The 20,975-nt window shown below is 71.2% G+C and carries 22 protein-coding genes; 1 reads left to right on the forward strand and 21 read right to left on the reverse strand.

The window, feature by feature from the left end:
- Positions 1 to 5: 5 nt before the first annotated feature.
- From LE548_RS25350 to LE548_RS25435, 18 genes are all read right to left on the reverse strand, one after another.
- Positions 6 to 185 (reverse strand): hypothetical protein, encoded by a 180-nt coding sequence (locus LE548_RS25350; protein ID WP_225099266.1) that lies wholly within the window; start codon positions 183 to 185, stop codon positions 6 to 8.
- A 221-nt stretch (positions 186 to 406) separates the two neighbouring features.
- Positions 407 to 964: a TetR/AcrR family transcriptional regulator gene (locus LE548_RS25355; RefSeq protein ID WP_225099442.1), complete on the reverse strand. Its 558-nt coding sequence runs from the start codon at positions 962 to 964 to the stop codon at positions 407 to 409.
- 93 nt (positions 965 to 1,057) lie between these two features.
- On the reverse strand, positions 1,058 to 1,900 hold the full coding sequence (gene whiG, locus LE548_RS25360; RefSeq protein WP_225099267.1) for an RNA polymerase sigma factor WhiG: 843 nt from the start codon (positions 1,898 to 1,900) through the stop codon (positions 1,058 to 1,060).
- Positions 1,901 to 2,228: 328 nt separating this feature from the next.
- On the reverse strand, positions 2,229 to 3,389 hold the full coding sequence (gene dprA, locus LE548_RS25365) for a DNA-processing protein DprA (protein ID WP_225099268.1): 1,161 nt from the start codon (positions 3,387 to 3,389) through the stop codon (positions 2,229 to 2,231).
- Complete coding sequence (locus tag LE548_RS25370) at positions 3,386 to 5,011, reverse strand: YifB family Mg chelatase-like AAA ATPase (protein WP_225099269.1); 1,626 nt, start codon at positions 5,009 to 5,011, stop codon at positions 3,386 to 3,388. The genes dprA and LE548_RS25370 overlap by 4 nt, the downstream gene beginning before the upstream one ends.
- Entirely contained in the window at positions 5,012 to 5,404 is a 393-nt protein-coding gene (locus LE548_RS25375; protein WP_225099270.1) for a YraN family protein, read from the reverse strand. It lies immediately after the preceding gene.
- A gap of 97 nt (positions 5,405 to 5,501) precedes the next feature.
- Positions 5,502 to 5,810 (reverse strand): DUF2469 domain-containing protein, encoded by a 309-nt coding sequence (locus LE548_RS25380; protein WP_003965949.1) that lies wholly within the window; start codon positions 5,808 to 5,810, stop codon positions 5,502 to 5,504.
- Positions 5,811 to 5,866: 56 nt separating this feature from the next.
- Positions 5,867 to 6,436, reverse strand: coding sequence for an NUDIX hydrolase (locus tag LE548_RS25385; protein WP_374116175.1), 570 nt, complete (start codon positions 6,434 to 6,436; stop codon positions 5,867 to 5,869).
- Positions 6,426 to 7,160 carry a signal peptidase I gene (gene lepB, locus LE548_RS25390; protein WP_225099271.1) on the reverse strand — a complete coding sequence of 245 codons (735 nt, stop codon included), beginning with the start codon at positions 7,158 to 7,160 and terminating at the stop codon, positions 6,426 to 6,428. The genes LE548_RS25385 and lepB (LE548_RS25390) overlap by 11 nt, the downstream gene beginning before the upstream one ends.
- Positions 7,161 to 7,251: 91 nt before the next feature.
- The gene (gene lepB, locus LE548_RS25395; protein WP_225099272.1) at positions 7,252 to 8,256 is read right to left on the reverse strand and encodes a signal peptidase I; all 1,005 of its coding nucleotides are present in this window, start codon (positions 8,254 to 8,256) and stop codon (positions 7,252 to 7,254) included.
- The gene (gene lepB, locus LE548_RS25400) at positions 8,144 to 9,235 is read right to left on the reverse strand and encodes a signal peptidase I (RefSeq protein ID WP_225099273.1); all 1,092 of its coding nucleotides are present in this window, start codon (positions 9,233 to 9,235) and stop codon (positions 8,144 to 8,146) included. Before lepB (LE548_RS25400) ends, lepB (LE548_RS25395) begins: the two co-directional genes overlap by 113 nt.
- A complete protein-coding gene (lepB, locus tag LE548_RS25405) occupies positions 9,228 to 9,929 on the reverse strand; it encodes a signal peptidase I (RefSeq protein WP_225099274.1) in 702 nt (233 codons plus the stop codon). Before lepB (LE548_RS25405) ends, lepB (LE548_RS25400) begins: the two co-directional genes overlap by 8 nt.
- A gap of 45 nt (positions 9,930 to 9,974) precedes the next feature.
- Complete coding sequence (gene rplS / locus LE548_RS25410; RefSeq protein WP_225099275.1) at positions 9,975 to 10,325, reverse strand: 50S ribosomal protein L19; 351 nt, start codon at positions 10,323 to 10,325, stop codon at positions 9,975 to 9,977.
- A 135-nt stretch (positions 10,326 to 10,460) separates the two neighbouring features.
- Entirely contained in the window at positions 10,461 to 11,294 is an 834-nt protein-coding gene (trmD, locus tag LE548_RS25415; protein WP_225099276.1) for a tRNA (guanosine(37)-N1)-methyltransferase TrmD, read from the reverse strand.
- The gene (rimM, locus tag LE548_RS25420; protein WP_225099277.1) at positions 11,294 to 11,836 is read right to left on the reverse strand and encodes a ribosome maturation factor RimM; all 543 of its coding nucleotides are present in this window, start codon (positions 11,834 to 11,836) and stop codon (positions 11,294 to 11,296) included. The genes trmD and rimM overlap by 1 nt, the downstream gene beginning before the upstream one ends.
- Before the next feature lie 82 nt (positions 11,837 to 11,918).
- Entirely contained in the window at positions 11,919 to 12,158 is a 240-nt protein-coding gene (locus LE548_RS25425; RefSeq protein ID WP_003973401.1) for an RNA-binding protein, read from the reverse strand.
- Between the two features lie 5 nt (positions 12,159 to 12,163).
- Positions 12,164 to 12,583 carry a 30S ribosomal protein S16 gene (gene rpsP / locus LE548_RS25430; RefSeq protein ID WP_184970374.1) on the reverse strand — a complete coding sequence of 140 codons (420 nt, stop codon included), beginning with the start codon at positions 12,581 to 12,583 and terminating at the stop codon, positions 12,164 to 12,166.
- Between the two features lie 303 nt (positions 12,584 to 12,886).
- On the reverse strand, positions 12,887 to 13,483 hold the full coding sequence (locus LE548_RS25435; protein WP_225099278.1) for a hypothetical protein: 597 nt from the start codon (positions 13,481 to 13,483) through the stop codon (positions 12,887 to 12,889).
- A gap of 512 nt (positions 13,484 to 13,995) precedes the next feature.
- Between LE548_RS25435 and LE548_RS25440 the strand changes: the two genes are divergently transcribed.
- A complete protein-coding gene (locus tag LE548_RS25440) occupies positions 13,996 to 14,904 on the forward strand; it encodes an SAM-dependent methyltransferase (protein WP_225099279.1) in 909 nt (302 codons plus the stop codon).
- A gap of 7 nt (positions 14,905 to 14,911) precedes the next feature.
- Here the strand turns inward: LE548_RS25440 and ftsH are convergent, their stop codons facing one another.
- The 3 genes from ftsH to LE548_RS25455 form a co-directional block, all read right to left on the reverse strand.
- Positions 14,912 to 16,849 (reverse strand): ATP-dependent zinc metalloprotease FtsH, encoded by a 1,938-nt coding sequence (gene ftsH / locus LE548_RS25445; protein WP_225099280.1) that lies wholly within the window; start codon positions 16,847 to 16,849, stop codon positions 14,912 to 14,914.
- A gap of 61 nt (positions 16,850 to 16,910) precedes the next feature.
- Positions 16,911 to 18,461, reverse strand: coding sequence for a signal recognition particle protein (ffh, locus tag LE548_RS25450; protein WP_225099281.1), 1,551 nt, complete (start codon positions 18,459 to 18,461; stop codon positions 16,911 to 16,913).
- A gap of 216 nt (positions 18,462 to 18,677) precedes the next feature.
- A partial coding sequence (locus tag LE548_RS25455; RefSeq protein ID WP_225099282.1) for a [protein-PII] uridylyltransferase occupies positions 18,678 to 20,975 on the reverse strand: 2,298 nt, incomplete at its 5' end.

Below are 20,975 nucleotides of genomic sequence, written 5' to 3' on the forward strand. Positions count from 1 at the left end.
TGCGGTCAGGAGCGCCGGCGCAGCTGTGGGTGGTGGTGCATGCCCGGCTGCGGGCGGTGGTCCATGCCCGACTGCGGGCGGTGGTGCATGCGCAGCTGCGGGCGGTGATCCATGCCCGGCTGCGGGTGGCAGTGCATGCCCGGCTGCGGGCGGTATTGCATGCGCAGCTGCGGGCGGTGATCCATGCCCGGCTGCGGGCAGTTGTGCCGTTGGGGCGATGGGGGTGCCCCCGGTCGAGCGAAGCCGAGACTGGGGGAGGGTGGGCGCCGGGGGTACCACCTGCTGGAATCAGCTCGGGGGAGGCACCCGGCAAGCACCGGCACGCGCCGGCGAGCGACCCGACACCCGCCCAGCCGCAGCACAGGGCACCTTGCAAGCACCGGTAGCCAGCCCGGCGCAGCCGGGCTCAGCCCCGCACACCCCGCAGCACCATCGCCACGGCCGCGTCGGTGATGGCCGCGGGGTCCTCCGCCGCGCCCAGCTCGATCCTCCGCACCGCCGCGTCCACGACCCCCTGCAGCAGCATCGCCGCCAGCCGGGGCTGCTCGTGCCCCAGCTCCGCGAGCGCCTCGCCGATCATCGCGACGAGTCCGCCGTGCGCCGCCCGGATCTTCTCCCGCGCCCCGGCGTCCAGCTCGCTCGCCGAGATGGCCACGACCGCCCGGTGCCGCCGGTCCCCGACCAGCGCCAGCTGCCGGCGTACGTACGCCTCGACCTTGCCCTCGGCCGAATCGGCGAGCTCCATGGCCGCGGCCACCTCCGCCGCCCACAGCGGGAAGTCGACCTCGCACAGCTCCTCGACCACGGCGGCCCGGGACCGGAAGTACTCGTACACGGACGACCGTGCGAGCCCCGTGCGCTCGGCGAGAGCCGGGAAGGTCAGCGCCTCCGTCCCGCCCTCGGACAGCAGGGACCGAGCCGCGTCCAGCAGGGCGGCTCGCTGCATCGACCGGTGCTCGGCCACGGAGGCCGCTCGAATCCTTGGCACGTCGACCACTGTACGGACGCCCCGCGCCGAACGGGAGAGCCACTCGCCCGCGCGAGGTCACCGGCGGCCTCACTGCCCGAAGCTCGCCAGCTTGGCCCGCAGCTGAAGCACGGACTTGGTGTGGATCTGGCTGACCCGGCTCTCGGTGACCCCGAGCACATTGCCGATCTCGGCGAGCGTGAGCCCCTCGTAGTAGTACAGCGTGACCACGGTCTTCTCCCGCTCGGGCAGCGTGTTGATGGCCCGGGCGAGGAATCGCCGCAGCTCCCGGTCCTCGGCCACCTCCACCGGATTGTCCGCAGCGGTGTCCTCCAGCGTGTCCATGAGGCTGAGCCGGTCCCCGCCTTCGCCGCCGACGTGCAGCAGCTCCTCCAGGGCGACGACGTTGGCCAGCGACAACTGGCTGAACACGGCGTGGAGTTCGTCGACCTCCATGCCGAGCTCGGCAGCGACCTCGCACTCGTTCGGGGTGCGCCGCAGCCGCGCCTCCAGCGTGGCGTAGGCCCGCTCCACGTTCCGCGCCTTCTGCCGCACCGACCGCGGAATCCAGTCCAGCGCCCGCAGCTCGTCGATCATCGCGCCCCGGATCCGGGTGATCGCGTACGTCTCGAACTTGATCTCCCGGTCGATGTCGAACTTCTCGATCGCGTCGATCAGCCCGAAGACCCCGGAGGAGACGAAGTCGGCCTGCTCCACGTTGGGCGGCAGCCCGACGCTCACCCGGCCCGCGACGTATTTCACGAGCGGCGAATAGTGCAGGATCAGCTGCTCCCGCAGCCGGTCGTCCCCCGTCGCCTTGTACGACCGCCACAGCTCGTCGAGCGTCGAGGGAGCGGGCGGCCGCACGCTGCCACCGTCGCGGGCGGCTGGGGGGATCGCCGCCCGGTCGGACCCGGAGGTGTGCTGGGGCATTCGTCGCCTTGTGCCGTTCTGCCGTGGAGAGCTGTGAAGTGCCGTGAAGGGAGGGAAGGGAACTGGGGTGGATGGGTGGGCGAATGGGCTGCATGGGTGAGCTGTCGGTCTGATGTCGAGTTGACGCGATCTGTATCGGCCTCTTCGTGAGCGTAGCGTGACTGAGGTGTCGCGGTGTGCGAACAGCGAGGCTCCACCCGTGCGCGGGGTCCTCCGGCCGGTCGTGCGGACGCGGTGCGCGACTCGCTCCGCGTGACCGGCCGGGGGCGCCAACTCCGGGAAACGCCAAGGGCGTCGGGGATTCCCCCGGACGGCCGAACACCCTGGGTCAGGAGGGGGCGCGACCGGTGCGGACGGACATCACCGCCTGGCGTGTCAACTTCCAGCCGTCGCCATGTCGTTCGACGTAACCGAGTGCTCGGAGTTCGTACAGTCTCGCGATCGCCTCGTCCCTGGTGGTCCGCGCGCCGAGAGCAATGTCGGCGGCGGTGGCCGCGCGATCGCCGGGCAGGGCGGCGAGCACGGCCCGGGCGGCGGGCTCCAGCAGGTCGCGCGGGAGCACAGGCCCGCGCCGTACCGGTGCCAGCTCTCCCATGTCACCGACGAGTTCGATGATCTCCGCGGTGTCGGTGACCAGGGTGGCCTCGCCGCGCAGCAGTTCATGCACGCCGGCGGAGAGGGCGCTGGTGACGGGGCCGGGCACGCCCATGGTGAACCGGCCGAGGCGTTGTGCGGCGCGGGCGGTGGACAGGGAGCCGCTGCGATGGGCGGCCTCCACGACGACGGTGCCTCGGGTGAGCGCGGCGATGACGCGGTTGCGCAGGATGAACCGGCTCGGCGTCGGATGGTCCCCGGGCGGCAGCTCTCCGACGACCAGTCCCTGGTCCGCGATCCGGTCGATCAGGGCGGCGTGGCCGCGTGGGTAGGGCCGGTCGACGCCGCAGGCCAGGACGGCGACGGTGGCTCCGCGGGCGGCGAGGGCACCCCGGTGCGCGGCGCCGTCGATGCCGTACGCGCCACCCGACACCACCACCCACCCCCGCTCGGCGAGCCCGCCGGCGAGGGTGGCGGCCACATGGGTCCCGTACTCGGTACAGGCCCGCGCTCCCACGACGGCGACGGATCGCAGCGCCCAGATCCGCAGGCCGGCCCGCCCCCGCACCCACAGTCCGAGCGGCCGGGCATCCCCGAGGTCATCGAGCTGGCGGGGCCACTCGACGTCCTGAGGGCCGACAAACCGTGCCCCCGCGCTCCGGGCCACGTCGAGATCCCGCTCCGGCTCGGCCCGCCGCGCCCGCGCGACCAACCCGGCCCACCGCACCTCACTCACCCCCGGCAACGCCTCCCCACCGTTCCGCAACCGCCGCACCACCTCCCCCACCCCGAACTCCCGTACCCACCTCCCTCCGACCTCGTCCCCGGGCTCGATGACCCGGGTGAGAAAGACGCGTCCGAGCAGGTCGGGGTCGGGCCTGTCCGCCGCGGTCATGTGAGCGCCCCGATGGCCATGGGCACTCCGCGGGGGACTCCGGTGCGCAGGTGCAGGGCCAGGGCGACGTCGGTCGAGTCCGGCCGGTCGTGCCCGACGAGGTCGGCGACGGTCCAGGCCACGCGCAGGACCCGGTCGATTCCGCGGGCGGTGAGCACGCCCCGTTCAAGGCTGCGCTCGGCCTCGTCCATCGCGCCGGGCGCGGCGTGATAGCGGGTGCGCAGCTCCCGGCCGGGCACTTCGCTGTTGGTGTGCCACGGGGTCCCGGCGAGCCGGGCCGCCGCCCGCTCGCGGGCCCGCCGCACGCGGTCGGCGACGGTCGCCGTGGACTCGCCCCGGGCCCCGGGTTCGGTGAGCTCGGTCCGGGTCACCGGATCGACCTCGACACGCAGGTCCACCCGGTCCAGCAGCGGGCCGGAGAGCCGTGACTGGTAGCGGCGGATCACCGACGGCGGGCACTCGCACAGCGAGTCGCGTTGCGCGAAGCGTCCGCAGGGACAGGGGTTGGCCGCCAGCACCATCAGGAAACGTGCCGGGAACCGGACGACGCCGGCGCTGCGCGCGATCACGACATGCCCCGACTCCAGAGGCTGGCGCAGGGCGTCGAGGACCTGGCTGTGGAACTCGGGCGCCTCGTCCAGGAAGAGCACGCCCCGATGAGCGAGGGAGACCGCGCCGGGCCGCGCGGTGCCGTGACCGCCGCCGACGAGCGACTGCATGGTGGCCGAGTGGTGCGGGGCGCAGTAGGGGGCGACGTCGATGAGCGGCTTGCCCGGTGGCAACAACCCGGCCACCGAGTGCACCGCCGTGACCTCCAGCGACTCCTCCCGGGTGAGCCGGGGCAGGACCGCGGGCAGCCGCTCGGCGAGCATGGTCTTGCCCGCGCCGGGCGGCCCTTCGAGGAAGAGGTGGTGCCCGCCGGCGGCGGCCACCTCCACGGCCGTACGGGCCGAGGTCTGGCCGACCACGTCCGCCAGGTCGTGATCGTGGTCGTGCTGCGCCCCGCCGATGCTGTGCATGCCGGTGGCCGCGCCCGTGCCGGGCATGCGCAGACCGGCCAGCAGCGGATCGGGGCGTCCCTGCTGGTCCGGTTCCTCCTCGGGGACGGGCTCCTCGGTGAGAACGGCGACGAGCTGGCGCAGGCTACGGACGCCGAGCACGGACACGCCGGGGACCAGCGAGGCCTCGGCGGCGGCGCACTCGGGCACCACCACTTGCTCATAGCCGGCGTCGGCCGCCGCCAGGACCGCGGGCAGAATGCCCCGCACAGGCCGCACCCGGCCGTCCAGGCCCAGCTCTCCGATCATGACGATGTCGGCGAGGACGCGGGGATCGATGCGTTCGGCGGCGCCGAGCACCGCGCAGGCGACCGCCAGGTCGAAACCTGAGCCGGCTTTGGGCACCGATGCCGGGCTGAGGCCGACGGTGAGCTTCTTCTGCGGCCACTCGCCGCCCGAGTTCACCACTGCCGCCCGGACGCGGTCACGGCTCTCCGTCAGGCTCTTGTCCGGCAGGCCCACCAGGGTGAAGGCCGCTACGCCGGGTTCGAGACCGGCCTGGACCTCGACGACCACTCCCTCGACGCCGACCAGGGCGACCGAGCAGGTACGGGCGAATCCCATTCAGGCCACCCCTCGCGCATGCTCCACGGACGGGGCGCCGCGGTGGGGCAGCAGGACGCCGATCAGGTCGATGCGGACACCGCCCGGCGGGGCTCCGCCGTGGGCCTGGATCCAGTGTTCGGCCAGCTCGCGCAGGCGGGCCGCCTTCTCCGGGCCCACCGCGGCCATCGGGTGTTCGTAGTCGCCGCCGCGGCGGGTCTTCACCTCGCAGACGACGAGGGCGTCCCCGTCGCGCGCCACGATGTCGATCTCGCCGGACCGCCCGCAGCGCCAATTCCGCTCCAGGATGGTCATTCCGGCCTCGGCGAGCCGCCGGGCGGCCAGGTCCTCGCCGTACTTGCCGAGTGCTTCTCGTGCGTTCATGTCGGCACCACCTCCGGCGCCAACGGTCACGCATCCGGCCGAGAGATGTTGATCTTGGTGAGCTACTCGGCGGTTGTGGAAAACTTCGTCACCCGATCGGGGACATCACCCGCGACGCCGCAGGTCATCAGCCGCCCGGGAGCTCCAGGTCGCTCTTGTTCAGCTCCTCGATGTTCACGTCCTTGAACGTCAACACGCGAACTTGCTTGACGAAGCGCGCCGGGCGATACATGTCCCAGACCCAGGCGTCGGCCATGGACACCTCGAAGAACACCTCACCCTGGACCGAGTGCACCTGCATCTCGTAGTCGTTGGTGAGGTAGAAGCGCCGCTCGGTCTCGATCACGTATTTGAACAGACCGACGACATCTCGGTACTCCCGGTAGAGCTTCAGCTCCATCTCGGTCTCGTACTTTTCGAGGTCCTCGGCGCTCATGGCATGTTCCCCTTCAGCCGTGCGATCCCACCATTGTGCGCCAGTCCCGGGTGCCCTCAGACGATTTCCGTGTCGAGGATCTCGGGCCCGGCCGGGGGACCTTCGTCGAGCAGCCGCTGGAGCAGCTCGGCGAGTCTGGTCGGATACACCGTCTCATGTGCCCGGGCCAGTTCCTGACACGTCCACCAGCGCGCTCCGGCGACACTGCGCCGCTCCAGCTCCGTCAGCGCGGCCGGCGCGGTCGCCGTCTGCGTCGTACGGGCCAGGTAGTACCACTCGTCCTGGTCCCAGCGGCGGCCCGCGAAGGGGAAGGAACACCTGCGCTGCCACAGCACCGGGCCGAGTTCCACTTCGGTGATACCCGTCTCCTCGGCGAGTTCCCTGAGCGCCGCCTCCTCACGGGTCTCGGTGCCCTCCAGACCACCGCCGGGGGTGAACCACCAGTCGTCGGCCGGGTTCCCCGGCTCATGGCCGTGCAGGAGCAGGATGCGGTCCTGGGAGTCGAGGAGCACCACCCGGGCCACCTTGCGCAGACCGCCCTCGTAGGAGTCCTCACCACAGGAGTCCTCGCCGTACGCGTCCGTGTCGTAGCAGTCCTCGCCGGTCCGCGTGGGCTCAGCGGGCACCGGCCGCCTCCGGGCGGGCGGCACGGGCGCGGGAGCCGCCCATGCGCTTGGCAATCGGCCCGTACGCCCCGCCGCCCAGGACCAGGACGGTGCCGGCGACGATCAGCAGCTCGATGGTGGGCAGCGGGCCGGGCTGGGAGAGGGCGCCGAGGGCCTCGAAGCCGGTGGGGCGCCCCAGCATGCCCTTCCAGGGCCATACGACGGCGTCCACGCGCGCGGAGACGGCGTCACGGGAGACGGTGCCCCGGGCGGCGTCGGTGAGGTGGGCCGTGGAGTCCAGGGAGCCCTGGCGCTCGTCGCCGAGCAGGAACAGGCGGCCCTCGGGGACGGTCACCGTCGGGAAGTTCTGGATCTCGGCCAGGCTGCCCTTGGGCAGATACGGCTCGTCGATCTGCTTGCCGTTGACCGTCAGCTTGCCGTTCGTGCAGCAGGAGACGGTGTCACCGCCGACCGCGACGACCCGCTTGACCACCTTGGCGTTGCTGACCCAGCTCTTGTCCTCGAAGACGACGACGTCGCCGCGCTTGACCTGACTGCCGTCGACCTTCTCCGCGAGCACCCGGTCACCGGCGTCGATGGTGGGGGTCATGGAGCTGGTGGGCACGGTGTACGGCCGATAGCTCACCGCTGCCCAGGCGAATCCGCCGAGGAACAGCACCAGCCCGAGTGCCACGGCCACTCCGGACAGCCGGTGCCCTATCCCTTGCCTGCTCTGACCACTCATGGACCCGGACCCTACCGGGCGGTACCTGGGCTTGCCCACCCACCCGGGCGACTCCGTCGGCCGGTACCCACCGGGTCCACGGAACCGTCACTCAGCCGCGCTCGCCTTCGCCGCCCTGCTTCATCGCCCGGCGTCGCCGCCACACCGCCACCGGCAGCACCGCCGCGACGGCCGCACCCTCCGGGGCCACCGTCAGGGCGGCGGACGCCGAGGACTGCTGGGAGATGCCGGGCTGGTCGAAGGTGTCCGGGATCGGCAGAGTGCCCCAGCGGTTGATCGGCCAGGCCTTGACGATCGCGCGGCCCACGACGTCGCTGACCGGGACCATGCCGTGGTGCGCGTCGGTCTGGTTGTACCGCGAGTCCCGGGAGTTCTGGCGGTGGTCGCCCATCACCCAGATGAAGCCCTCAGGGACCTTGACCTTGAACTGGCCGCCCTGGTCGTCCACGCTGCACGGAGTGTTGCCGGGGTAGACGTACGGCTCGTTCAGCGCGTGGCCGTTGACCAGCAGCGGGCCCGAGTTCTTGCACTCGACCGTGTCGCCGCCGACGCCGATCACCCGCTTGATGAGGTCCTTCTCCTCCGCCGACGGCATCAGGCCGATCCAGCTGAGGACCTTCTGCACCGGGTTCGGATTCGGCGCCGGCTCGCCCGCCAGCCAGTTGTCCGGGTCGTGGAAGACGACCACCTCGCCGCGCTCGGGCTTGGAGCCGAACCACGGGGTGAGCTTGTCGACCAGGACGCGGTCGCCCTGCTGGAGGGTGTTCTGCATCGAGTCGGACGGGATCGAGAACGCCTGCACCAGGAACGTCTTGATCAACAACGCCAGGACCAGCGCGATGCCGATGAGGATCGGCAGCTCCTTCCAGAAGGAGCGTGGTTTCCTCGGTGGGCGGGCGCCTTCACCCGTACCCTCGCCCGCACCCGCGTCGTCGGCTCGCGGGTGCTGCTCGTCGTCCGGCGTGCGGTCGTCGCCCGCCGCGTCATTCCCGGAGGTCATGGCGCCGTCCGGGCCGGGTGCGTTCGCTTCCACGGGGTGCCCGCGGTGCTCCTCGCCGTCGTGTCCCGACCGTGCGCCAACCGCCACATCCCCCACGCCAACTCCTCACTCTGTGCCGCTGCCTGCCCGTGATACGGCGCAGGCCCACCACTCCCATAACGAGCGGGAGTTCCGCAGGGGTCGGGAGCTGGGTGATTCCGTTCGGATTCTCGGGGGCAACCCTATGCGACAGCCGGGGAGCGGCGGTCGCACCCGACACGGAGTGGGCGACGCTTGCGAAGGTTTTAGGTTCCTGCAGACGAGTCCAATGGCCGAAGGGCCAGCCGATGGCGACGGCCCGGCCGACGACGGAGCTCAGGGAGACCGTGCCGCCGTAGGCCGTGTTCATGTGGAAGCGGGAGTCGGCGGAGTTGCCCCGGTGGTCGCCCATCACCCACAGCCGGCCCTTGGGGACGGTGATGTCGAAGCGCATGGCGGACGGGGCGTCACCCGGATAGATGTAGTTGCCCTCGGTGAGCGGGGTGCCGTTGACGGTGATCCGCCCCTGCGCGTCACAGCACTTGACGTGGTCGCCGCCGACCCCGATGACCCTCTTGATCAGGTCTTTCTCATTGTCGGAGGGCAGCAGGCCGATGAAGGTGAGGCCTTCCTTGACCTGCTTGACGACGACGGGATCGTTCTTCTTGGTGGTCTGCTCGTCCGCCAGCCAGCCGCCCGGGTCGTGGAAGACGACGACGTCCCCGCGCGCGGGCTCCGAGCCGAACCACGGGGTGAACTTGTCGACCAGGACGCGGTCGCCGATCCGGATCGTCTGTTCCATGGAGCCGGACGGGATCACGAAGGCCTGGACGAGGAACGTCTTCAAGACGAGCGCGATGAGGACGGCGACTCCCACCAGAAGAGGGATCTCACGAACGGCTGAACGCCGTCGCTTGCGCTTGACCTTGCGCTGGAGCTTGCGCCGCTCCGCGCGCGTGCGGCCGCCGCCGGGTGCCGAGGTGCGGCGCGCTCCGGTGGGCAGCAGGTCGTCGGCGGGGCCCGCGGGCACCCCGCGCGGTTTGCCGCGGTTACCCATGCGCGCCCTCCGCGGAAGGCGCCGGCACGCGCGCGTAGGCGGAGGCCCGCGTCAGGTGCGTCCAGTGGGCGTACGGCCAGACGATCCAGTCGGCCCGGCCGATGACGTCGCCGACCGGGATCATGCCGCCGCCGGGCGAGCCGAGGTGGTCGCGGGAGTCGCTGGAGTCGCTGCGGTGGTCGCCGAGGACGAACAGGCGCCCAGGGGGCACCGCGACGTCGAAGGGCACGCTGGAGGCGCTGTCCCCGGGGTAGAGGAAGGCCGACTCGTCGACCGCTCGGCCGTTCACCTCGATCCTCCCCGACTTGTCACAGCAGACCACATGGTCTCCCCCTACCCCGACGACGCGTTTGACATAGTCGGCGTCCCCGAAGTATCCGGTGCCGTCGAACACGATCACGTCGCCGCGGCGCGGCTGGGCACCGAAACGGTACGCCAACTTATTTACGAGAACGCGGTCGCCGATCCTCAAGCCCTGCTCCATGGATCCGCTCGGAATCTGGAACGGTTGCACCACGAAAGCGTTGAGAACCAGCAAAAAGGCCAGACAGGCGAAGAGGGTGAGGGTGATCCGGCCACCCGGCAGCCACTCGGCGATCCGCGACACCAACGCGAAACGCGACCGTCCCTCCGGCCCCGGGGAATCCGGATGGGAGGAGCGGTCGCGTTGCGTCGGCTGTGCTTCGGTGTCCATCGGGGCGAGATGCTATCCCGCCTCGCTATGGCCTCCGCGGTGCGCTCAGCTGTCGCGCTTCTCCTTGATCTTCGCGGCCTTGCCGCGCAGGTCACGGAGGTAGTACAGCTTGGCGCGGCGCACGTCACCACGGGTGACGAGCTCGATCTTCTCGACGATCGGGGTGTGCACCGGGAAGGTGCGCTCGACGCCGACGGAGAACGAGACCTTGCGGACCGTGAAGGTCTCGCGGACACCGGAGCCCTGGCGACGGATCACAACGCCCTTGAACTGCTGCACACGGGAGCGGTTGCCCTCGATGACGCGGACGTGGACGTTGACGGTGTCACCCGGGCGGAAGGCCGGGACGTCGCTGCGCAGCGACGCGGCGTCGACGGAGTCGAGCAGGTGAGACATTTCGTCTGCTTTCTTCGCTGATGCCACAGGTCATCAACGGAAACTAGGTGTACAAGAGGTCTGCCGTGCGGGTCGGGACGGGCGTCGTGTCCCCCTGTGGCAGGGGCGCACGCCGGACGGGCGCACAACAGCGGTCTATTCTTCCACGCCCCCGGCCCGCCGCCAAAATCGGCCGAACGGCTCGCCGTCGGGGTCCGGCTCCCAGCCCAGGATCGAGAGCATCTCGCGGTCCTTCTTGTCGAAGGCCTTGGGATCGCAGCGCTCGATCAGGTCGGGCCGGTTGACGGTCGTACGCTTCAGGGCCTCGTCGCGGCGCCAGCGGGCGATCTTGCCGTGGTGGCCGCTGAGCAGCACCTCGGGGATGTCCCGGCCGCGCCAGACGGGCGGCTTGGTGTAGACGGGGCCTTCCAGGAGGTTGGCCATGGCGCCGGGCGCGAAGGAGTCGTCGCGGTGGGACTCGGCGTTGCCGAGGACGCCGGGCAGCAGCCGCGCCACGGCCTCCGTGATGACGAGTACGGCCGCCTCGCCGCCGGCGAGGACGTAGTCGCCGATCGAGACCTCGTAGACGGGCACGCGCGTCGCGTACTCGTCCATGACGCGCCGGTCGATGCCCTCGTAGCGGGCCGGCGTGAAGATCAGCCAGGGGCGCTCGGAGAGCTCGACGGCCAGTTCCTGGGTGAAGGGGCGGCCGCTGGGCGTGGGCACGATGATCGCGGGGGCCTGCGCGCCGGTCTCGTAGCCGTCGGCGAGGACCGTGTCCAGGGCGTCACCCCAGGGGTCGGTCTTCATGACCATGCCGGGGCCGCCGCCGTACGGGGTGTCGTCGACCGTGTTGTGCCGGTCGTACGTCCACGCGCGCAGGTCGTGCACATGGACGTTCAGCTGTCCACGCGCGCGTGCCTTGCCGACGAGGGAGACGTTCAGGGGCTCCAGGTACTCGGGGAAGATCGTGACGACGTCGAGGCGCATCAGGACTCTTCCCGGGTCGAGTCGATCACCGCGCGGTCGTCGATCAGGCCCGGCGGGGGCGCGATGACGGCCTTCTGCTCCTCCAGGTCGATCTCGGTGACGATCTCCTCCACGAAGGGGATCATCACCTCGCTGCCGTCGGGGCGCTCCACGATGAACAGGTCCTGCGAGGGCAGGTGCGAGATCTCGGTGATCCGGCCGACCTCCTGCCCGTCCTCGGTGACCACGTCGAGGTCGATGAGCTGATGGTCGTAGTACTCGTCCTCGCCCTCGGGGAGCTCCTCCGGGTCGACCTCGGCGATCAGCAGGGTGTTGCGCAGGGCCTCGGCCGCGTTGCGGTCGGTGACGCCCTCGAAGCGCAGGAGGAGGCGGCCGCTGTGGACGCGCCCCGTCTCGATGGTCAGCGGTCCCGTGGAGGCGGGATCCGTGGCGAGTACGGCGCCGGGCGCGAGCCTGAGTTCCGGCTCGTCGGTACGCACCTCGACGGTGACCTCACCCTTGATGCCATGGGCACGGCCGATCCGTGCGACTACCAGCTGCACCTGTCCAAATCTCCTGTCATACGACTGCGGGCCGGGGACGGCCCAGTGGCCCTCCCCGGCCCGAGCCGGTTGCGATGAAGCGTCAGCGGACGTGGTCCACGTCGACGAGGTCGACGCGGACACCGCGACCGCCGATGGCGCCCACGACGGTGCGCAGAGCGCGCGCGGTACGGCCGTTGCGGCCGATCACCTTGCCGAGGTCGTCGGGGTGGACCCGGACCTCCAGCACGCGCCCGCGGCGCAGGTTGCGCGAGGCGACCTGCACATCGTCAGGGTTGTCGACGATGCCCTTCACGAGGTGCTCAAGCGCCTCTTCGAGCATGCTGCTCAGGCCTCGGTCGACTCGGACTCAGCCGCGGCCTCGTCCTTCTTCTCAGCCTTCTTCTTCTGGGTGATCGCCTCACCCTTGCCCTCGTCGTCACCGCCGAGAGCCTCGAACGACGGACGCGCGGCCTTCGGCTCGGCGACGAGCAGCGGCGCGGGAGCCGGCTCGCCCTTGAACTTCTGCCAGTCGCCGGTCTTCTTCAGGATGGCGAGAACGGGCTCGGTCGGCTGCGCGCCGACACCCAGCCAGTACGCCACGCGGTCGGCGTCCACCTCGATGACCGACGGGTTGTAGGTCGGGTGGTACTTGCCGATCTCCTCGATCGCACGGCCGTCACGGCGGGTGCGGGAGTCGGCGACGACGATGCGGTAGTGAGGCGAACGGATCTTGCCCAGACGCTTCAGCTTGATCTTGACTGCCACGGGAGTGGGTTCTCCTGGATTTGACGTGGTTGGGCACGGCGAGCTGCCGCGTGGGGTTGCGGTACCCGAGTGCCCGATGGACGCGTCAGCCGGAGGAGAGAGGGGTCCTGTGCGGCTGTCGAGTACAGCTAGCCATTGTGCCACACCCTGCGGGTCGCCTCTGGCCGAGGGGCGTGAGCCGGGCATGCGTGAGGCGCACCCGGCGTGGAGGTGACCGTACGTCGGGTGCGCGGCCCGGTGTTGTCGAGTTGCTGCCGAAGGCCGTCACCGGCACCCACGAGATGCCGGTACGCGCGGCCCGCGTCACGCCGCTCCGGCGACCTCCGGGATTCTGAACGGCTTGCCGCAGCCGCCGCAGACGATCGGGGCCTGGGCCAGGACCGAGGGGACCACCCGGACGTTGCGCCCGCAGTCGCAGACCGCCTTGACGCGGACGCCTCCGCCGGAGGAGCCGTGCCGGGCGGCCGGGCCGCGGAAGCTGCGGGGGGTGTCGGACGTGGTGGCCGCCGTGTGGGCCTTCAGCGCGCGCTGGAGCCGCTCGATGGTCGGGCGGTAGCGCCGCTTCGCCTCGGGGTTGAGCGTGACCAGGGAGAAGCCGCTGCTCGGGTGCGGCTCCTCGGGGTGGTCCAGGCCCAGCTCCTCGGCGATCGCCAGGAAGCGGCGGTTGTGGTACCGGCCGGCGCGGGAGGTGTCGCGGATCCCACGGGCGGCGGCGATGCCGTGGACTGCCTCATGGAGCAGTCGCTCGAAGGAGAGCTCGTGCCCGCACGCGGACGACGACTCTCCGATCAGGGATTCTGGCGCGGCGAGATCCGGCAGCTCGGGGTGGTACCGCTGAATGTCGGCCCACGCCTGCGCCAGCTCCGCGGCGAGAACAGGTGGTGTCTGTGTCGTGCTCACGTAATGACAACGAGCGGGAGCTCGAATGTGTTCCTATTCCGGGTCATCCCAAATAATTTGCACGTACCCGTCAGTTGCCGCTGATGCGTCCTGACGAGGGCGGGTGCGCTGATCTGCGGAGAAGCCGCACAGCTCCTACCAAGCTGGTGCGTAGTCCGCCCTACGACCCGGCGAGTAGTGCCCCGGACGACGGCTGCGCAAGAGACGTTTCGGCCGCGCTCGGCGCACAGCCACACCTTGGTCAGCGTCCGTGACGGTCGTGACGTTACCGCGCACCGCCCGACCTCCTGGCACCGGTCCGTCCCCGGGAACGGACACCGTAGGGTCCTCCAGATTGCCGGGGTGTGAAATCTCGCCACAGAGGCACTCCGGCCTCAAGCAGGGCTCTACGACCTCTGGACGCCACCGCGAGCCGGGAGTTACCTGGCATACGTGGGAAGTGCGCGCGCACGGCACGGGGGCCAGGCGACCGGGCGCGGCGGCGAACTGTCGGCGGATTGGGGCGCTTACCTATGACACCTACGCTCGTGCGGCAGCACACTGCTCACGCGGACCCCGCACCCCGCGTGGACCTGTGCGCACGCGCGCGTGACTGGTCCGAGATCCAGGAGCGGATGCTGGTGCCGCTCTACGAAGCCGTCCACGAGCGGCTCGAAGTGGGCCCCGCCACCCGGCTCCTGGGCCTGCGCTGCGGCTCGGGGCTGGCCCTGCTGATGGCGGCCGCGAGAGGGGCCACGGTCACCGGCGTCGACACCTCCTCCCCCGAACGCCTCGCCCTCGCCCGCGAACGTCTGCTGCCGCATGCCGCGCACGGCGGGGTCAGGGGCCTGCCCGGCGAGCCCCGAGGGCATGGCGGGCCCCCCGAAATCGGCCGTACGCGTGCGCGTGCCGGCGAGGAGCTCATCGCCGGGTCGCCCGTCGAGGCCGTCGGCGCGTACAACCTCGTGACCGTCTTCGAACCCGTCGGGTGTCTCGCCGGGGACGCCGAGGGGCTCGGGGAGCTGCTGGCGCAGGCTCTGCCGCGGGCCGCACGGGGGGCCGCTGTGGTGCTGACCGGCTGGGGGCCGCCTGAGCGGTGTGCCACCTCCTCGGTGCTGCGGGTGGCGGCGAAGCTCGCCGATCCGCTGCGGAGCACGGGCAGTTGGCGGCCGGCCCAGCGGGACGACCTGGAGGAGGTCGCACAGCGCGCCGGGCTCAAGCCGGACGGCTCCGGGCGGGTCGCCTGCCCCTTCGGGTACGCCGACCTCGACAGCGCGGTACGCGGTCTGCTGTCGACGGGGCTGTTCGACGCGGCGATCGCGGCGACGGACGCCAAGCAGGTCGACAAGGAACTGGCCGAGGCCCTGCATCCGTACCGGCGCCCGGACGGGACCGTGTGGATGCCGAACGTCTTCCGCTACCTCGTCGCGCGCGTGCCCTGAAGATCTCCTAGGAATCGACGTCCTTGGTCAGGCGGGTGATCCCGGCGATCCGGTACGCGTCCGCCTCCTCCAGCGTCTCGTTCTCCAGCAGGGCCTGCGCGAGGGCGTCCAACTGGCCGCGATGGTCCCGGAGTTTGCGGCACGCCTCGTCGTAGCACTCGTCCACGATCCGGCGCATCTCCGTGTCGATGACGTCCAGGGTCTGCGGGGCGGCGGCGAGCCCGTAGGCCTGCTGGGCGTCGTTCGGGAGCGCGGAGAGGCGGCCGACCTCCCGGCTCATGCCCCAGCGCGACACCATCCCGCGCGCGATGTTGGTGACCTGTTCCAGGTCGCTCTCGGAACCGGTGGTGATCACGTCGTAGACGACGTGCTCGGCCGCCATGCCGCCGAGCGCGCCGATGATCCGGCCGCGCAGATACTCCTCGGTGTACGCGTACTTGTCCGCGTCCGGCGTGGAGAGCGTGACACCCAGGGCCCGGCCGCGCGGCACGATCGTGATCTTGCGGACCGGGTCGGCGCCCGGCTGCAGCATGCCCAGCAGCGCGTGCCCGCTCTCGTGGTACGCCGTGCGCCGGCGCTCCTCCTCGGGCATCACCAGCGCCCGCTCCGCACCGAGCTGGATTTTCTCCAGCGCCTCGGAGAGGTCGGACTGGGTCACCGCCTGCTGCTTGCGCTTGACCGCGAGCAGGGCGGCCTCGTTGGCGAGGTTGGCCAGCTCGGCGCCGGTCATGCCCGGGGTCGTGCGGGCCACCTGGGCGAGGTCGACGTTCTCGGCGAGCGGGATGTCGCGGGTGTGGATCTCCAGGATGGCCTTGCGGCCGCCGCGGTCCGGGGGCGAGACCTGGACGACCCGGTCGAAGCGGCCGGGGCGGGTCAGGGCCGGGTCGAGGATGTCGGCGCGGTTGGTGGCCGCGATGACGATGACGCCCTCCGAGCCGGAGAAGCCGTCCATCTCGGTGAGGATCTGGTTCAGGGTCTGCTCGCGCTCGTCGTGCCCGCCCATGGACGCGCCGCCGCCGCGGGCCCGGCCGATGGTGTCGATCTCGTCGATGAAGATGATCGACGGGGCGACCTTGCGGGCCTCCGCGAACAGCTCCCGCACCCGCGACGCGCCCACGCCCACGATCATCTCGATGAACTCCGACGCGGACGCGGAGAAGAACGGCACGCCCGCCTCGCCGGCGACCGCGCGCGCGAGCAGCGTCTTCCCGGTACCGGGCGGGCCCGCGAGCAGCACACCGCGGGGCATCTTGGCGCCCATGCGGCGATAGGCGTCGGGGTTCTTCAGGAAGTCGACGACGTCGTTCAGCTCGCCCTCGACCTCGTCGATACCGGCCACGTCCGCGAAGGTCGTGCGCTTCTCCCCCGGCACCAGCTCGACCGGTTTCGGCGGCGCCTTGCGGCCCAGCATGCCCCCCGCGCCGCCGAGGCCCGCGCTCATCCGCCGCGCGACGAAGATCCACAGAGCGACGATGATCAGCATCGGCGCCAGTGAGATCAGCAGATTGGCGAGAAAGCTGCGGTGCTGGACGACGGGCTGGGCGGTGACCGTGACGTTGTGCTTGGTCAGGTTCGACCAGAGGTTGTCGTTCGCGAAGGACGGCCGCTCGGTGTTGAACTTGGTGTACGTGCCGCCGCCGGGGTTCTTCTGCTCCTTCTTGAGCTGCCCCTGGATCGAGTCGCCCTTGGCGTAGATCTTGGCGACATTGCCGTCGTTGACCTGCTTGCTGAACTCGGTGTACGAGATCGTCGGCTCGTTCTCCTCGCCGAAGTACGACAGCACCAGGTTCGCGATCAGGTACACGATCAGCGCGGTGAGGATCAGCCGCCACCAGCCGCCCCGCATCCGCGGCCCGCCGGGCGGCGGCTTCGGCGGCTCCTCCGGGGCACCTTCGGTACGCCAGGGCTGGTCGGGTGACTTGCGCGGCGGCGCGGGGTTGGTCATATCGGGACCGTACGACAATGACCAACCCCTGGCATGCCCAGCGGTGGACTCAGGGGCGAACTCAGCCCATGAACTTCTTGAACTCGTCGGGCAGCTCGAACTCCTGGCCGCCCTGCTGCGGCAGCCCGAAAGCGCCGCCGGCCTGTCCGGCCGCCTCGCGGCGCTGGGCCGCCTCCAGCTCCTGCTGCTTGCGCTTCATCGGGTTGCCGGAGCGCTGCTTGCCCTTGGCCTTCTTCGGCTGCTTCTTGGCCCGGCCCGGGCCGCCGCCCATGCCCGGGATCCCCGGCATGCCCGGCATGCCGCCGCCCTGCGCCATGCGGGACATCATCTTGCGGGCCTCGAAGAACCGCTCGACGAGGTTCTTCACCGCGCTGACCTCGACACCGGAACCCTTGGCGATCCGGGCGCGGCGCGAGCCGTTGATGATCGTCGGGTCCTGGCGCTCGCCCGGGGTCATCGACTTGATGATCGCGGCGGTGCGGTCGACGTCCCGCTCGTCGATGTTCTGGATCTGGTCCTTGATCTGGCCCATGCCCGGCAGCATGCCGAGCAGCTTGGAGATGGAGCCCATCTTCCTGACCTGCTCCATCTGGGCCAGGAAGTCGTCCAGGGTGAAGTCCTGGCCCTTCTTGGACGCCAGCTTCGAGGCCATCTTGGCGGCCTCTTCCTGGCTGAAGGTCTTCTCCGCCTGCTCGATCAGGGTGAGCAGGTCACCCATGTCGAGGATGCGGGAGGCCATCCGGTCCGGGTGGAACGCGTCGAAGTCGTCCAGCTTCTCGCCGTTCGACGCGAACATGATCGGCTTGCCGGTGATCTGCCGGATGGACAGCGCGGCACCACCGCGGGCGTCACCGTCGAGCTTCGACAGGACCACACCGTCGAAGCCGACGCCGTCGCGGAAGGCCTCGGCGGTGTTGACCGCGTCCTGGCCGATCATGGCGTCGACGACGAAAAGAATCTCGTCCGGCTTCGTGGCATCGCGGATATCCGCGGCCTGCTGCATCATCTCGGCGTCGATACCGAGGCGGCCGGCGGTGTCCACGATCACGATGTCGTGGACCTTGGACTTGGCGAAGTCGATGGAGTCCTGGGCGACCTTCACCGGGTCACCGACGCCGTTGCCCGGCTCCGGCGCGTAGACCGCGACACCGGCGCGCTCGGCGACGACGCTCAGCTGATTGACGGCGTTCGGTCGCTGGAGGTCGGCGGCGACCAGCAGCGGGGAGTGGCCCTGCTCCTTCAGCCAGCGGCCGAGCTTGCCCGCGAGGGTGGTCTTACCGGCACCCTGGAGACCGGCGAGCATGATCACGGTGGGCGGCTGCTTGGCGAAGCGCAGGCGGCGGGTCTCGCCACCCAAGATCGTGATCAACTCGTCGTTGACGATCTTGAGGACCTGCTGGGCCGGATTCAGGGCCTTCGAGACTTCGACCCCGAGCGCGCGCTCCTTGACGTTCTTGATGAACGTGCGGACGACCGGCAGGGCGACGTCGGCTTCGAGGAGCGCGATGCGGATCTCGCGCGCCGTGGCGTCGATGTCCGCTTCGCTCAAGCGCCCCTTGCCGCGCAAGTTCTTGAAGGTCGCTGAAAGGCGATCGGAGAGAGTATCGAACACGGCGGCGTCGGTCCTTGGGGTCGGCGACAGTTTGGGCTGCCCTCCAGGGTATCTGGCACCGCAAGCAAATCGTCCCCGCCCGCCGATTCAGCGGGCGAGGACGGAATCCCCGTAGCGACGGGGAGGGAGTATCGCCTCCGAGCATCCTGACGAGCTCGGGACCATCCCCGCATCAGCGGGGAGCACATCCGGTGAACGCACAAGCGCACCGCAAGGTCACGCCCGCAACGTCTCCTCCAGCACCCTCGCCAGCGACGACGCGTCCTCCGCCGGCAGCTGTGCCCCCGCGCCGGTGGTGACATAGAACGCATCCACCGCGTTGGAACCCAGCGTGCTCACATGCATGCTCCGCACCCGCACCCCCGCCTTCTCCAGCGCCATCCCGATCCGGTGCAGCAGCCCCGGCGCGTCCTGGGCCCGTACCTCGATCACCGTGGCGTGATGTGAAGCCGCCGGAGCGACCGTCACCCTCGGCGGCGGGGCCACCCAGCCGCGGCGCCTCGGGTAGGCCGCGTCCCGTTCGGCGAGGCGGCCGGCGATGTCCAGGGAGCCGTCGAGGGCGCGGACCAGGTCGGCGCGCAGCCGGGCGGCCTGGGGCAGGGAGCCGTACTCGGCGGCGACCCGCCAGTTGAGCAGCAGGACCGAGCCGTCGTCGACGTCGTCGGGCAGGGTCACGGTGCGCAGTTCCGCCGTGCGGACCGTGAGGCGGTGCACGGCGAGGACACCGGCGACCGCGGGGAGCACGGCGGGCTGGTCGGGTACGGCGATGAGCAGCTCCACGCCGAGCGGTTCCTGGGTGGGCTCCTCCTCGGTGACCGGTTCCGTCTGCGCGCGCAGCGCGAGGACCGGGCCGCCCGTGCGGAACGCCTCGATCGCGAGGCGCTCCTGCTCGGCCGTGGGCGCGGCCGGCTCGGGCTCGTCCGGGGTGTCCCCGGCCAGGACGGCCGACACCCGCCGGACCAGGTCGGCGACGAGGGAGCCGCGCCAGGAGGACCAGGCTGCCGGTCCGGTGGCGAGGGCATCGGCCTCGGTCAGCGCGTGCAGCAGCTCCAGGGTGCTCTGGCTGCCGACCGCCTCGGCGACCGAGCGGACCGTGGCCGGGTCGTCCAGGTCGCGGCGGGTGGCCGTCTCGATGAGGAGGAGGTGGTGACGGACCAGTGCCGACAGGACGGCCACGTCCGCGCGGTCGAAGCCGATCCGCGCGGCCACGTCCTTGGCGATGATCTCGCCCGCGACCGAGTGGTCGCCGGGCCAGCCCTTGCCGATGTCGTGCAGCACGGCGGCGACGAGGAGCAGGTCGGGGCGGCTGACGCGGCGGGTCAGCTCGGAGGCGCGGACCGCTGTCTCGATCAGGTGCCGGTCGACTGTCCAGATATGGACGGCATTGCGCTGCGGGCGGCAGCGGACCCGCTCCCAGTCCGGCAGCAGACGGCTGATCAGGCCCTCCGCCTCCAGCGCCTCCCAGACGTCGACGGTCGGGCGGCCGGAGCCGAGCAGGGTCACGAGCTGCTCGCGGGCCTCGGCGGGCCAGGGCGTGGGCAGGGGGCGCGCGGTGGCGGCCAGGCGCCGTACGGCGTGCAGGGAGAGCGGGAGGCCCGCCTGCGCGGCGGCGGCCGCGGCGCGCAGCGGCAGCACGGGGTCGCGTTCGGGGCGCGCGGCACGGGCGAGCACCACCTCGCCGTCCTGCTCCACCACGCCCTCGGCCAGCGGGGAGCGCTCGGCGACCGGCTTGTTGCCGCCGCCCAGCATGGCGCGCAGCCGCGGCCGTACGGCGCGCGAACGCAGCACGCGCCCCACCTCGCGCCAGGTGACGTCGCTGGCGTACGAGATCACGCGCGCGGCCTCGTACACCTGCCGCAGCAGGGTGTCGGCGTCCAGCAGGCCCAGCTCCGCCGCCACCTGGTCCTGCTCCTGGAGGGAGAGGCGATCGGTGGCGCGGCCCGTGGTCAGGTGCAGGGCGTCGCGGACGTCCAGCAGCCGGCGCCGGGCGTCGGCGAGGCCCTCGCGCGGGGCGTCGGCGAGCCAGGAGGCGGCTACGGCGCGCAGGGCGGTGGCGTCGCGCAGGCCGCCGCGCGCCTCCTTGAGATCGGGTTCCAGCAGGTACTGCAGTTCGCCCTGCCGGTCGGCGCGCTCGGCGCACAGTTCCTGGAGTTCGGGGAGGCGTTTGGGGGCCTGGTTGCGCCAGTCGGCGAGGACAGCGGTGCGCAGGCCGGTGGTGAGGCCGAGGTCGCCGGCGAGGTGGCGGGCGTCCAGGAGGCCGAGCTGGACCTTCAGGTCCTCCCCGGCGGTCCTGCGGGCCTCGGCCGGGGTGCGCACGGAGTGGTCGAGGGCGAGGCCGAGGTCCCAGACGGGGTACCAGAGCCGGTCGGCGAGGGCGGCCACCGCCTTGGTGTCACCGCCGTCGTGCAGCAGGAGCAGGTCGAGGTCGCTGCGCGGGGACAGCTCGCCGCGGCCGTAGCCGCCGACGGCGATCAGCGAGACACCCGTGAGCCCGGTGAGCCCCTCGGCCGCCGC

It is taken from the genome of Streptomyces sp. CoH27 (genome assembly GCF_020181035.1).
Taxonomy (GTDB): domain Bacteria; phylum Actinomycetota; class Actinomycetes; order Streptomycetales; family Streptomycetaceae; genus Streptomyces; species Streptomyces camelliae.

What these genes read in the sequence shown, in the direction of transcription:
- LE548_RS25350 (WP_225099266.1), bottom strand. Translation starts at nt 185, where the DNA reads ATGGATCACCGCCCGCAGCTGCGCATGCAATACCGCCCGCAGCCGGGC.
- whiG (WP_225099267.1), bottom strand. Translation starts at nt 1,900, where the DNA reads ATGCCCCAGCACACCTCCGGGTCCGACCGGGCGGCGATCCCCCCAGCC.
- dprA (WP_225099268.1), bottom strand. Translation starts at nt 3,389, where the DNA reads ATGACCGCGGCGGACAGGCCCGACCCCGACCTGCTCGGACGCGTCTTT.
- LE548_RS25370 (WP_225099269.1), bottom strand. Translation starts at nt 5,011, where the DNA reads ATGGGATTCGCCCGTACCTGCTCGGTCGCCCTGGTCGGCGTCGAGGGA.
- LE548_RS25380 (WP_003965949.1), bottom strand. Translation starts at nt 5,810, where the DNA reads ATGAGCGCCGAGGACCTCGAAAAGTACGAGACCGAGATGGAGCTGAAG.
- lepB (WP_225099271.1), bottom strand. Translation starts at nt 7,160, where the DNA reads ATGAGTGGTCAGAGCAGGCAAGGGATAGGGCACCGGCTGTCCGGAGTG.
- lepB (WP_225099273.1), bottom strand. Translation starts at nt 9,235, where the DNA reads ATGGGTAACCGCGGCAAACCGCGCGGGGTGCCCGCGGGCCCCGCCGAC.
- lepB (WP_225099274.1), bottom strand. Translation starts at nt 9,929, where the DNA reads ATGGACACCGAAGCACAGCCGACGCAACGCGACCGCTCCTCCCATCCG.
- rplS (WP_225099275.1), bottom strand. Translation starts at nt 10,325, where the DNA reads ATGTCTCACCTGCTCGACTCCGTCGACGCCGCGTCGCTGCGCAGCGAC.
- trmD (WP_225099276.1), bottom strand. Translation starts at nt 11,294, where the DNA reads ATGCGCCTCGACGTCGTCACGATCTTCCCCGAGTACCTGGAGCCCCTG.
- LE548_RS25425 (WP_003973401.1), bottom strand. Translation starts at nt 12,158, where the DNA reads ATGCTCGAAGAGGCGCTTGAGCACCTCGTGAAGGGCATCGTCGACAAC.
- LE548_RS25440 (WP_225099279.1), top strand. Translation starts at nt 13,996, where the DNA reads ATGACACCTACGCTCGTGCGGCAGCACACTGCTCACGCGGACCCCGCA.
- ftsH (WP_225099280.1), bottom strand. Translation starts at nt 16,849, where the DNA reads ATGACCAACCCCGCGCCGCCGCGCAAGTCACCCGACCAGCCCTGGCGT.